The following is a 12771-nucleotide window of genomic DNA, read 5'->3' as shown; positions in this document are numbered from 1 at the left end:
ACAGCCCCCACCCCGGGCACCCCCCCCAGCCAACGGCTCCAGCCCCACCCCAGGCCGGCCGGCCAACGGTCCGGCGTTCGGCCTCCGAAACCCCCGTGCCCCATCCCCCCGACCCGGCGACAATGACCCGGTGCGGTACCGGATTCTGGGTGTGACCCAGGCGACTGACGACCAGGGCACCCCCCTACCCATCGGCGGCCCCCGCCTCCGCGCGCTGCTCACCGTCCTCGCCCTCCACCCCCACCGCACCCTCACCCCCGAAACCCTCATCCAGGAGGTCTGGGCGGCGGACGACGACCCGCCGCAGGACGCCCCGGCCGCCCTCCAGGCCCTCGTCGGCCGGCTCCGCCGTGCCCTCGGCAAGGACACCGTCGCCTCCACCCCCGGCGGCTACCGCCTGACCGCCGCCGAGGACGACATCGACCTGCACGTCTTCGAACGTCAGGTACGCGAAGGCACGGCCGCCCTCGCCGCCGCCGACCCGGCGACCGCGCACCGCGTCCTCACCGAGGCCCTCGCCCTGTGGCGTGGCCCCGCCCTCGCCGACCTCCCCGACCGGGCGGCGGCCGCCGCCCGCCCCGAGGCGCTCCGGCTGGAGGCCACCCGCGCCCGCGCCGACGCCGCCCTCCGCCTCGGCCGCGCCTGCGACGCCGTACCGGAGCTGACCGCGCTGACCACGGCGCACCCGTACGACGAACCGCTGCACGCCCTCCTCATCCGCGCCCTGCGTGACACCGGCCGCCCGGCGGACGCCCTCGCCGCGTACGAGACCGCCCGCCGCACCCTCGCCGACGGCCTCGGCACCGACCCCGGGCCGGAACTCCAGGCCCTGCACGCGTCGTTGCTGAGACAGGAACCGACCCCGCCGGGCGCACCCCCGCCCCGCACCGGCAACCTGCGTCCACGGCTTACCTCTTTCGTGGGCCGGGAACCCGAACTCGACGCGGTTCGTTCCGAATTGCACAAGGCCCGCCTCGTCACCCTCACCGGACCAGGCGGCTCCGGAAAGACCCGTCTCGCCGAGGAGGCCGCCGCCGGGCTCCCGCAGGCATGGCTCGTCGAGCTCGCCCCGCTCGACCGGCCGGAGGCGGTACCAGGCGCGGTGGTCAGCGCGCTCGGTCTGCGCGAGACCGTGCTCATGACCAACGAGCTGGCTACCCCGCAGGCCGACCCCACGGCCCTGCTCGTCGAGTACTGCGCGCGGCGCAGCCAACTCCTGATCCTTGACAACTGCGAACATGTCATCGAAGCGGCGGCCGCCCTCGCGGAAACCCTGCTCACCCGCTGCCCGGGGCTCACGATCCTCGCCACCAGCCGTGAACCCCTCGGCGTCCCCGGTGAGTCGGTGCGCCCGGTCGAGCCCCTCGCCCTCGAGCAGGCGCACCGGCTCTTCGAGGAGCGCGCCGCCACCGTCCGGCCCGACGCCCGTGGTGCGCCGGGCGACCGGACGGCCGTCGACGAGATCTGCCGCCGCCTGGACGGACTGCCGCTCGCCATCGAGCTCGCGGCGGCCCGGCTGCGGCTGCTGACGCCCCGGCAGATCGCCGACCGGCTCGACGACCGCTTCCGTCTGCTCACCTCCGGCAGCCGCACCCTCCTGCCCCGCCAGCAGACCCTGCGCGCGGTCGTCGACTGGTCCTGGGACCTGCTCGACGAGGGGGAGCGCACCGTCCTGCGCGAGGTGTCCGTCTTCGCCGGCGGCTGGGACCTCACGGCGGCCGAGGCCGTGTGCACCGGCCCCGTCGCCGACCTCGTCGGCGCGCTCGTCGACAAGTCCCTGGTCGTCGCCACCCCGGACGGCCCGGACGGCACCGGCGATATGCGCTACCGCATGCTGGAGACCATCCACGAGTACGCCGTCGAGCGGGCCGCCGAGGTCCCGGGGCTGCGCGCGGCGGCCGAGCGCCGGCACGGCGCCTGGGTGCGGGCGCTGGTGGAGGAGGCGGCGCCGAAGCTGCGGTCCGGGGAGCAGCTTCCGTGGATCCGCCGCCTGGAGACCGACCTCGACAACATCCGCGCCGCCCTCGACCGCGCGGTGTGCGCGGGCGACGAGGCGCTGGCCGGCCGGATCGTCCTCGCCGTCAGCTGGTTCTGGTGGCTGCGGAACTACCGCCTGGAGGCCGTGACCTGGATGGGCGCGGTACTGCGCCTGGGCGTCGCCCGGGACGCCCTGCCGGACGGCGCCGGCCCGGAGGAACTGCGCGCGTTGGCCGACGCGGCGGACCCGGTGGGCGCGCTGCTGGCCGCTCCGGACGCCGACACCGGACACCCGCTGTACGAACTGCGCATGGACCTGCGGCTGTTCGACCTGCTCCTGGCCTCCGAGTCCCCGTCGGCCGGCGGCCTGGTGACGGACGAGCGGTCGCCGAAGTACATCGCGCTGGTCCGGGCCGCCTTCGAGGCGGGTGGTCCCCGGGCCGCCCGGCTGCCGGGCCTCATCTGGCCGCTGACCGCCTGGTTCCTGGGCAATTCGGCGGACGTCGGCCCCGACATGGACGCCGTGGTCGCCAACTGCCGTGTGTATGGCGGCGACTGGGAGATCGGCGTCACCCTGATGTACCGCACCCACGTCATGGTCGACTCGCCCGGCAACCTGCGGGGCGTCGACGAGGACCTGGCGGAGCTGCGGATCCTCAGCCGGCGGGTCGGGGACCGCTGGATGCGGGCACAGGTGTGCAGCGCGGCCGGTGAGGCGGCCATGGCGCGCGGCCTGTTCACGGAGGCCGAGACCGAGTACGAGGAGGCGCTGCGACTGGCCCATGAGGTCGGCGCGTACGCCGAGACGCCGTTCCTGATCGCGCGGCTCGCGGAGATCGCCTACCGCTCCGGCGACCGGGCGAACGCTCGGGCCACCCTGGACCGGGCGAGCGAGGCCTCCGACCGGTACGGGGTGGCGGAGTCGCAGGCGTTCGTGGCGCTGCTGCGGGCGCACATGGCCCAGCACGAGGGCGACCTGGCCCAGGCGCGCGTGTTCTGCGAGACCGCCCGCGCGGCGACGCTGGGCGGCACCCCGCCACCGCAGTTCATGGCGGGGTTCCATGCGGTCGATGCCCTGATCACGGCGATGGAGCACGGCCCACGACAGGGGCTGCCGATCCTGGCCGGGGGACTGCGCGAGGCGATGGAGGCCCGGTGCGCCGAGGCGATCACGTCGGCGCTGGTGGACGTCGGCGCCGACCTGCTGGCCCGGCTCGGCGATCTGGCGGGCGCGGTACGGCTGTTCGCCGCCGCCGACCACTGGCGGGCCGGTGGCCTGCGACCGGAGCCGGAGGCCACCCGTGCCGTGGAGATCGACGCGGCCGCCCGCGCGGCGCTGACCCCGCAGCGCTACGCGGCCGAGCGCTCGCGCGGTGCGTCCCTCACCGAGGAGGACGTCCTGCGCGAACTGAGCAGGACGCCCATGGGCACCGCTACCGGCAGGTGAACGTCGACTCGGCCCAGTCGGCGAGCGCTACCGAGTCGAGGCCGGTCCCCGGTTCGACCACCAGACGCACGGTCCGGTGCCCGGCGAGGTTCACATGGACGGGCACGGCGGCCTGGCCGCCCTCGACCGTCCCGGACCGCCACAGCCGCTCCCCGTCCGCGTAGACGGCGAAGGCGACCTTGCCGAGGCCGAGCGTCATGTCGTCGACGCCGGCCATCGCGTCGTAGGCGGTGCACTCGCGGTTGAGGTCGATGGTGACGGAGGACCGGCCGTGCACGGTGACGCCGTTCGCATACCGCTCGCCGGCGACGGTCACCCCGTGCCGCTGCCACACCCAGGTGCTCTCGCCGAGCCGCATCTCGGGCTGGGTGCCGTCGCCGGTGACGTCGAAGCGCAGCTCGCTCCACTGGTAGACGACCGGGTCGGGCGGCGGCGTGGGCGCCGGGGTGGGAGTGGGGGTCGGCTTCGGGATCGGGCTGGGCGGCGGCGTGGGGGTGGGGGTCGGCCTGGGGCTCGGAGTGGGCTTCGGAGCCGGGGTCGGGCTCGGGGTGGGCGTCGGGGTCGGCTGCGGGGCGAGGACGACCGGCTCGGGGCGCGGCGCCCGCTTCGGCGGGGCGGGGCTCGGGGTCGGTGTCCCGGGCTCGACGACCGGCGCGGAGGGGGTGGGGCGGGCCACCTCCCTGGTCGGGTGGCTGTCGTTCACCAGGGCGAGGGCCAGCGCGGCGCCCGCCACCGCGACCACCCCGGCCGCGATACCGGCCTTCACCGGCGCCCCCAGCCCCTCCGAGGCCGCGGCACCGCCGGCACCGCCGCCCGCCCCGCCGGACGAGCCGCCCGCCGCGGCGGCCGCTCCCGCGCCCACTCCGGCCCCACCGGCGACGATCCCGAGCGCCTTGGCGTACCCGGCGGCCCCGAACCAGCCGAGGACCGCGACCGGTACGACGGCCGGGATACCGGCGGCGACCTCCTCGATCTGGGCCGCGGCCAGCCGGCACCTGGCGCACTCCTCCAGATGCTTGCGCAGCCCCCGCTCGGCGCGGATGCGCAGCTTGCGGCGGGCGTAGCCGCCGAGCTGGTCGGCGTAGCGGGCACACTCCTCGTCGTCGATGAGAGAGGCGCTCACATGGGCCTGGAGGTAGGCCTGCTTCAGCCCCTCACGGGCCCGGCTGGCGAGGACGCGCGTGCCGTTGGCGTCCAGCCCGAACAGGGTGGCCACCTCGCTCGGCGACTCGTCCTCGACCTCGGTGTGCCACAGCACCGCCTGCCAGCGCTCGGGCAGCGAACGGAAGGCCTGCATCGCCATCGACTGCTCGGCCTCGTGCATCGCCCGCACATCGGCGCCCAGGTCCAGCCCAGCTCCGAGGGAGCCCACGGACGCAGTGGCGGTGGAGACTTCCGAGCCGCGTGAGGACTGCGCCGCGAACAGCGCGAAGTCGTCGACGAGTTGCTCACGCCGGGCCGACTTGAGCCACTGCGCGGCGACCCGCCGTACGGAGGTGAGCAGATAGGCGCGCACGGCGTACTCGGGCCCGGCCCCGCCGCGCACCGCCTGCAGCATCCGGGCGAACACCTCGGCGGTCAGGTCGTCCGCGGTGTGCCCGTCCCGGCAGCAGGTCCGCGCGTACCGCCGTACCGCGTCCGCGTGCCGCCGGTACAGCTCCTCGTACGCCGAGTCGTCGCCACCCCGCATCCGCTCGATCAACTGGCTGTCGGCGGGCGGCAGCTCCCGGGGCGGCAGCAGACTCCCGCTGCGCTGTGCCGGAACGTTCCCTTCCGGCGGTTCGCCGACGGGCGGAACACCGGCCCGCCCGCCCTGACCGGGCACCTGCGGCGAGGTCAGTTCCTCACCGGCGGACTCGTCCCACCCGTCAACGCTCATCGCGGAACGCCCCCGATGCCTGCCCAACCCGACCGAATCACCGGGTCAGACTGCCACATTGGCTTTTGTTCAGCCCCTGGGTGACGGGCCTACCACTCGTCCGAGCGCACTTGTCAACACGGTGCACTGACGATCACCCTCAAGGGGAAGCATCAACAGACGGCAGTCGCGCCCCTGCAAGGGGCGCGACCCCCTGCCACTGTGCGGCTCCGCCGCGTGGGCGCGACCAGCCACCGCCCACCCGCACCTGCCGGCGGTCATGGCGCGGCACGCGCCGTCGCCCGCACGAAAGCCACCTGCTCGGCCACCCCACGACACTGTCAGGGCCGGGACCGCAGCCCTTCCAGCAGGATGTCCAGCAGCCGCGACGAAGCCGCCGCCTGCTGTGCCGGATCCGGCAGCGAGGGTGCCGCCGTGGCGATCACCAGGAGCACGTCGGACACCGAGACATCCGCCCGCAACTCACCCGCCGCGCGAGCCCGTTCCACCAGCCGCCCGACAACGTCGAGCAGCGCGGCCGCTCCCGAGTCGTCGTCGGCGCCGGCCACCGGCTCCCGCTCCTCCGGCACCAGCCGCAACTCACCGGCGCCCGACTGCGTCCGCTGCTGCGGCACCCGGGCCTCCTCGGCCCCGGCTCCGGAACCGCCGACCTCCTCCGGCACCCCGACGCGCAGCACCTGCGGCGGCAGCAACCGCCCCGCCCCCGACGCCACCGACGTCCGCAGGAAGCGCGACAGCGCCGACCACGGCTCGTCCTCCTGCCCGAGTGCGGTCCGCGCCTGGTCGGTCAGCCGGGAGGTCTCCTCCTCGGCTATCCGCCGGACCAGCACGTCCTTGCTGGGGAAGCGCCGGTACACCGTGCCGACCCCGACCCGCGCCCGCCGCGCCACGTCCTCCATCGGAGCGCCGTAACCCAGCTCGCCGAAGACCTCGCGTGCCGCACGCAGCACGTGCTCCAGATTGCGCTGTGCGTCCACCCGCAGCGGCGTCGTACGCGGCCCGTCACCGCGCCCGTTGCCCGTCGCCGCGCTCACCGTTGCGCCGCCCGTCGCGAGGACGGAAGCCGATGACCAATGCGTGTCCTGAATATGCATCTGTGTTCCCCCGGTTAATGACGTCTCCCCCCGGAGACTCTCCCCGCACTGTGAAGGCCGGAGCGAGTGGAACTGTCGCCGAGCCATGGACCGGCGACCGGGCGGACCCGCCCGTCGTGGACCGTACGGCCACATCCCTTACACCCCGTCGACACACGAACATAGTTGAGAGGCTGTCAATTCAGAAGGGGGGCGTTCCGCACGGAGCGCCCCCCGATCGGAGTACGGGTCGCTTACATCCCGATTCGTTGCCTTCACGGCCCCTCGTCCGCCCCCGCTGACCTGGCCCCTTTCGTCCGGTCCCGGCCATGCGTCCGGCACCCGGCACAGCGGCGCGCCGGTCACACAAATTGCCGGGGCTGTGGACAAACAACAGTCACGGGTGCGTCATGGGATGGTGAAGGAACGTGCGCGCATTCTCGTTGTCGGCGGCGGCTACGTCGGGATGTACACGGCCCTGCGGCTCCAGCGGAAGCTGAAGGCGGAGCTCAGGCGGGACGAGGTCGACATCACTGTCGTCACCCCCGATCCCTACATGACGTACCAGCCGTTCCTTCCCGAAGCGGCCGCGGGTTCGATTTCCCCTCGTCATGTCGTCGTACCCCTGCGGCGCGTTCTGGACCGGTGCCATGTCGTCATCGGCGAGGTGACGTCCATCGAGCACGCCAAGCGCACCGCCGAAGTCACCACCCTCGCCACCGCCGAGGAGCGAAAAGGCGCCACTTTCCTCGAATACGACGAACTGGTCCTCGCGCCCGGCTCGATCGCGCGCACGCTGCCCATCCCCGGTCTCGCCGAGCACGGCATCGGCTTCAAGACCGTCGAGGAGGCCATCGGCCTGCGCAACCACGTCATCGAGCAGATGGACATCGCCTCCTCCACCCGCGACCCGGCGATCCGCGACGCGGCCCTCACCTTCGTCTTCGTCGGCGGCGGCTACGCGGGCGTGGAGGCGCTCGGCGAACTGGAGGACATGGCCCGCTACGCCGCGCGGTACTACCACAACGTGCAGCCCGAGGACATGAAGTGGATCCTCGTCGAGGCCACCGACCGGATCCTCCCCGAGGTCGGCCCCGAGATGGGCCGCTACACCGTCACCGAGCTGCGCCGCCGCAACATCCAGGTGCTGCTGAACACCCGCCTGGAATCCTGCGCCGACCGCATCGCCGTCCTCAGCGACGGCCAGCGTTTCCCCGCCCGCACGCTCGTGTGGACGGCCGGCGTCAAACCGCACCCCATGCTCGCGGCCACCGATCTTCCGCTCACCCCGCGCGGGCGGCTGAAATGCACCGCCGAGCTGACGATCGACGGCGTCGACCACGCGTGGGCCGCGGGCGACGCCGCCGCCGTTCCCGACGTCACCGCTGCCGAACCCGGCACCGAGACCGCCCCCAACGCACAGCACGCGGTCCGCCAGGCCAGGGTCCTCGGCGACAACATCGTCCACGCCCTGCGCGGCGAACCCCTCGACACCTACGCCCACGCCTACGTCGGCTCGGTCGCCTCCCTGGGACTGCACAAAGGCGTCGCCCAGGTCTACGGGCGCAAGCTGAAGGGCTACCCTGCCTGGTTCATGCACCGCGTCTACCACCTGAGCAGGGTGCCCACCTTCAACCGCAAGGCCCGTGTGCTCGCCGAATGGATCCTCTCCGGACTCTTCAAACGGGAGATCGTCTCGCTCGGATCACTCGAACATCCCCGAGCGGAGTTCGAACTCGCGGCCGGTGGAAAGCCTCCTCACGGTCCCTCCGACGACCCGAACGGGTCGTCCTGACGGAACTCAGGAACTCCACGGCCCGCCCCGGCGTCTGACGGATGTCGCCGCCGACGGCCACCCTGCCAGACTGCCCCCCGACCGAGCACAAGGCTTCTCCCCAGAACTGCACCGGGGGACTTCCCCCGGCCCCCGGCCGCTCCCGTAGCCGGCCGGAGACGACGACACGAGGCAAGGATTCGTGAACTTCACGCGCTGGAGCGCCCGGCTCCCCGGAACGCAGCGCCGCGCCGCAGCGCGGAGCGAGCACGCGGTCTCCCCGGACCGACGGGGGGAAGGCTCCGTGCCCGCTGCCCGCGTCGAACAACTGGCCGACGACCCGCGCTGTGTGCCCGCCGTCGACGAACTGCCCGCCCGCGACGTGCTGGACCGCGTCCCGGCCCTGGTCGCCCTCGTCCACGGCCCGGACCACCACATCGCGTACGTCAACGACGCCTACACGACGGCCTTCGGCGTACGGCCCCCGGGCGCCCCCGCCCGGGAGGCCCTGCCCGAACTCGTCGAACTCGGTCTCCTCCCCCTCCTCGACCAGGTCCTGCGCAGCGGCAAGCCCCGCACCCTGAAGTCACGCAAAGCGCTCGACGGCCGTACCTACACGTTCACCTGCACGCCCGTCGCCGAGAACGACGACCACGACGGCGGCGTCCTGCTCTTCGCCACCGACGTCACCGACCACGCGGAGGCGGCCGAGCGGCTGCGCGCCAGCGAGCGCCGCCAGCGCGAGACGGCCGTGACCCTCCAGCGCAGCCTCCTCCCGCAGGAACTCGAAGAACCGGACGACCTGCGCATCGCCGCGACCTACCAGCCCGGCGGCACCGAGGCCGCGGTCGGCGGCGACTGGTACGACGTCATCACCCTCGGCGGCGGCCGCACCGCACTCGTCATCGGCGACGTGATGGGCCGGGGCGTCCGCGCGGCGGCCGTCATGGGCCAGCTCCGTACGGCGGTCCGCGCCTACGCCCGCCTGGACCTCCCCCCGCACGAGGTCCTCCAGCTCCTCGACGGCCTCGCCACCGAGATCGACGCCAACCAGATCGCCACCTGCGCCTACGCCGTCCACGACCCGAACGAGGGCCGGCTGGTGTACGCCTCCGCCGGCCACCTGCCGATCCTGGTCCGCGACGAGAACGGCAGTGTGCTCCGCACCGACGAGCCGACCGGCCCACCGCTCGGCACGGGCGGCTGGATCCACACGTCGGGCTCGGTACCGCTGGGCCCCGGCTCCACGGCCGTCCTCTACACGGACGGCCTGGTGGAACGCCGCAACGAGGACCTGGACGAGGGCATCGCCGCGCTCGAACGCGCGCTGGCGGGAGCCACCGGCAGCCCGCAGGTCATCTGCGACCGCCTGGTCCGCTCGGCCGGCGTCACGGCCGACCACGACGACGATGTCGCCGTCCTGGTCCTCCAGCACCCGGCCCGTACGGGTCCCGACGGCGAGCTGTTCCGCAACGCGGCGCTGGAACTCCTCGGCGGCGTCGAAGCGGCACCACGCGCGCGTGCCTTCGCCTCCGGCGTGCTGACCAGCTGGCGCTTCCCGGTCGAACTCCACGACCTGGGCGTCCTCGCCACGAGCGAGCTGGTCGCCAACTCCCTCCAGCACGGCACCCCACCCATGCGGCTGCGGCTGCGCCGCACCGACCGCCGCCTGATCATCGAGGTGACAGACGGCGACGACCACCTGCCGCGCCGCCGCCGCGCGGAACCGGGCGACGAGTCGGGCCGGGGCATCGCGATCGTGGCGACGATCGCCTCGGGGTGGGGGTCGAGAAGGACACCGGGGGGTGGGAAGGCGGTGTGGTGCGAGTTCGTACTGCCGAAGGGGTAGAGGAGGGCCGAGCCTTGGCTGCGGGTGGGTGGGGGCTGGTCGCGCCCACACGGCGGCAGCCGCACATCGAATACAGCCCCGCGCCCCTGATGGGGCTGCCCAACTGCGTCCTCCTCAGCTGCGGGCACTCGTGCCTCCCCCAGTGCCTTAAGGGCCTGGGAGGCGCCCCCAGGGCGGCACGGGTGGGCGCGGGCGGCACGGGTGGCCGCGGCGGCACCCGGTAAGCGCCGGCAAGCGCCGGTAAGCGCCGGCAAGCGATCCCCCCGGCCCGAGCCCGCCTACGCGGAAACGGACTCCGCTGCAGCCCCGCCCCGTGCCACGACCACGCTCTTCGAAGCGAGCCACGGCTGGTCCTGGGCCAGGGTCAGCCGCTTCCCCAGCCGCACCGCCAGCACACTGATCCCCAGCGAGAACAGCAGGAACGTCACGACGTACGGCGCATGCAGCGACGCCCCCATCGGCCCGCCCACCGCCGGCCCCACGGCCAGCGCCAGCTGCTTGACCAGCGCGAACGCCGAGTTGTACTGCCCGGCCAGCCCCGTCGGCGCAAGGTCGGCGACCAGCGGAGCGACCGTCGGCGACAGCATCGCCTCACCCAGCCCGAACAGCGCGTACGTCGACACGAACGCGGCCGTCGCCATCTCCTGACTGCCGTGCCCCAGCCCCGCGTACCCTGCCGCGAGCCACGCCACGGCCCAGATCAGCCCGACCCCCGCGATCACCCGGGACCGCCGACGGCGCTCCACGAACTTGAGCACGGCGAACTGAGCGACGACGATCATCAGGGTGTTCGCGGCCAGTGCGGTGCCCAGCGCGGACGTCGATATCCCCGCCGCCTCGACGCCGTACGCGCTCAGCCCGGACTCGAACTGTCCGTAGCACGCGAAGAACAGCACAAAGCCCAGCACGCACAGCTGCACCATCGCCCGGTTCCCGAACAGCTGCTGCCAGCCGCCTCTGGCGCGCGAGGCCGGAGCGCCCGCGATCCGCGGTGCGTGCGGTATCCGTACCGTCGACATCACCACGACCAGCAGCAGGAACATCGCCGCCTCGATCGCGAACAGCAGGGTGAAGGAGGAGACCCTGGTCGTGTCGACCAGGTGGCCGCCGATCAGGCCGCCGACACCCAGCCCCAGGTTCTGCAGGAAGAACTGCGTCGCGAACGCCCGGGACCGGGTCTCCGCCGTCGAGGAGTCCACGATCATCGTCGCCAGCGCCGGCTGCATCACGGCCTGCCCGGCCCCGAGCAGCGCGGCCGCGGCCAGCACGGTCGCCGCATCTCCCGCCAGGCCCAGGCTCAGCGCACCTATCGCGGCCATGACCAAGGCGGTGAGAAGGACCGGCAGTGGACCGCGCCGCACGATCGCCCGGCCGGCGAACGGCAGCACGATCAGCGCGGCCACGGCGAAAACGGCGAGCACGAGCCCCGCCGTCATGGCACCAAGCCCCCGCACCTGCGCCACATAGACGTACAGGTAGGGGACGGTGAAGCCGAGCCCGAACGCGCTGAATGCGTTGCCCACGTGGATCCGGCGCATCGCTGCGCCCATCGCCCTGGTCACGTTCACCTCTCTCAGGTCGTCAAGTCAGAGACTGCTGAAGTCTGAAGACTTTGAAGCTAAAGTTCGAAGCTAAAGACTACATGGCGAAGGACTTCAACGCCAAGCAGGCTCGTGCCATACTTCGGGCATGGCCGAGACCACCGGCGCCGGCGAGCCGACACTCGACGAACAGATCGCCGCCTACCAGCGCGAGTTCCAGGACCTCGACCCCCAGGTCGAGAAGGTCGTCTCGGCGCTGTCCCGGCTCAACCGCCGGATGCACGTGGCCTACGGCCGCCAGACCTCGGCCCTCGGCATCAGCAACGCCGAGTGGGAGGTCCTCAAAGCCCTCGTCCTCTCCGGCGCCCCCTACCGCATGGGCCCCAGCGAGCTGGCCAAGCGGCTCGGTCTCACCCCGGCCGCGATGACCCACCGCATCGACCGGATGGTCGCCGAGGGTCTGGTCACCCGGGAGCGGGACGAGTCCAACCGCGTCCGGGTGATCGTCGAGCTGACCCCCGAGGGCCGCGAGAAGTGGCTCGAGGCCATGCGCCTCGCCTCTGTGTTCGAGGAGGAGCTGCTCCAGGACCTCTCTCCGGCGGAGCGAGGTGTTCTCGGCGAGGTCCTCACCAGGCTGCTGCGTCGCGTTGAGCACGCCCAGCCCGACGCCGGCGGTCGCCTCACCGACCTGGACTGACGCAGGACACCGGGGCCGGGAAAAAATCTTGACAGGGGGCACTTGACACCCCCCTGCCCGATCCGTAGAGTTCTTCGGGTTGCCGCGGGGCCGTAACGGTTCTGCGACAGCACCTCCGCCGCAAGAGCGGCACTCAAACCATCAGTACGATCTCCCGACCGGGTTGATTTCGGCGTGCCCGAATTCAATTCGATTTCGGGCCTCCGTGCTGTCCGGTCGAGTCGCAAGGCCCGATTGGGCATCGCGGATCGAATCCGCTAAGGTTTGAGACGTCGGAACGGCCCAACAGCCGGGAAGACAACCCCCGCTGACTGGGAATCAGACGCCGAAAGGATCTGATAGAGTCGGAATCGCCGGAAAGGGAAACGCGAGAGCGGGAACCTGGAAAGCGCCGAGGAAATCGGATCGGAAAATGATCTGATAGAGTCGGAAACGCAAGATCGAAGGGAAGCCCGGAGGAAAGCCCGAGAGGGTGAGTACAAAGGAAGCGACCGTTCCTTGAGAACTCAACAGCGTGCCAAAAGTCAACGCCAG

At 72.6% G+C, this 12771-nt stretch carries 8 protein-coding genes; 4 read left to right on the top strand and 4 right to left on the bottom strand.

Annotated elements, in window-relative coordinates:
• The first annotated feature begins 151 nt into the window (after positions 1-151).
• Complete coding sequence (locus AB0N16_RS16350) at positions 152-3424, top strand: BTAD domain-containing putative transcriptional regulator (RefSeq protein ID WP_365797171.1); 3273 nt, start codon at positions 152-154, stop codon at positions 3422-3424.
• On the opposite strand, the gene AB0N16_RS16345 is transcribed toward AB0N16_RS16350, so the two are convergent.
• Complete coding sequence (locus AB0N16_RS16345) at positions 3411-5303, bottom strand: sigma-70 family RNA polymerase sigma factor (RefSeq protein WP_365797169.1); 1893 nt, start codon at positions 5301-5303, stop codon at positions 3411-3413. The two genes, AB0N16_RS16350 and AB0N16_RS16345, sit on opposite strands and share 14 nt — an antisense overlap.
• Positions 5304-5623: 320 nt before the next feature.
• Positions 5624-6397, bottom strand: coding sequence for a helix-turn-helix domain-containing protein (locus AB0N16_RS16340; protein WP_365797167.1), 774 nt, complete (start codon positions 6395-6397; stop codon positions 5624-5626).
• A 394-nt stretch (positions 6398-6791) separates the two neighbouring features.
• On the opposite strand from AB0N16_RS16340, the gene AB0N16_RS16335 reads away from it, so the two are divergent.
• Complete coding sequence (locus tag AB0N16_RS16335; RefSeq protein WP_365797165.1) at positions 6792-8171, top strand: NAD(P)/FAD-dependent oxidoreductase; 1380 nt, start codon at positions 6792-6794, stop codon at positions 8169-8171.
• Positions 8172-8352: 181 nt separating this feature from the next.
• Positions 8353-9999, top strand: coding sequence for a SpoIIE family protein phosphatase (locus tag AB0N16_RS16330; protein WP_365797163.1), 1647 nt, complete (start codon positions 8353-8355; stop codon positions 9997-9999).
• 278 nt (positions 10000-10277) lie between these two features.
• On the opposite strand, the gene AB0N16_RS16325 is transcribed toward AB0N16_RS16330, so the two are convergent.
• A complete protein-coding gene (locus AB0N16_RS16325; protein WP_365797859.1) occupies positions 10278-11537 on the bottom strand; it encodes an MFS transporter in 1260 nt (419 codons plus the stop codon).
• 151 nt (positions 11538-11688) lie between these two features.
• On the opposite strand from AB0N16_RS16325, the gene AB0N16_RS16320 reads away from it, so the two are divergent.
• Positions 11689-12237: a MarR family transcriptional regulator gene (locus AB0N16_RS16320; protein ID WP_365797161.1), complete on the top strand. Its 549-nt coding sequence runs from the start codon at positions 11689-11691 to the stop codon at positions 12235-12237.
• Between the two features lie 318 nt (positions 12238-12555).
• Here the strand turns inward: AB0N16_RS16320 and AB0N16_RS16315 are convergent.
• On the bottom strand, positions 12556-12771 hold a 216-nt coding region (locus AB0N16_RS16315), incomplete at its 5' end, for a hypothetical protein (protein WP_365797159.1).

The organism is Streptomyces sp. NPDC051105 (assembly GCF_040682795.1).
GTDB lineage: Bacteria > Actinomycetota > Actinomycetes > Streptomycetales > Streptomycetaceae > Streptomyces.
The sequence above is the reverse complement of the archived record's forward strand: the minus strand, read 5'-3'. Positions and strand labels throughout refer to the sequence as shown.

Excerpts from the sequence above, each read along its gene's own strand:
- AB0N16_RS16340 (WP_365797167.1), bottom strand. The coding sequence starts at position 6,397 with ATGCATATTCAGGACACGCATTGGTCATCGGCTTCCGTCCTCGCGACG.
- AB0N16_RS16325 (WP_365797859.1), bottom strand. The coding sequence starts at position 11,537 with ATGCGCCGGATCCACGTGGGCAACGCATTCAGCGCGTTCGGGCTCGGC.
- AB0N16_RS16320 (WP_365797161.1), top strand. The coding sequence starts at position 11,689 with ATGGCCGAGACCACCGGCGCCGGCGAGCCGACACTCGACGAACAGATC.
- AB0N16_RS16345 (WP_365797169.1), bottom strand. The coding sequence starts at position 5,303 with ATGAGCGTTGACGGGTGGGACGAGTCCGCCGGTGAGGAACTGACCTCG.
- AB0N16_RS16335 (WP_365797165.1), top strand. The coding sequence starts at position 6,792 with ATGGTGAAGGAACGTGCGCGCATTCTCGTTGTCGGCGGCGGCTACGTC.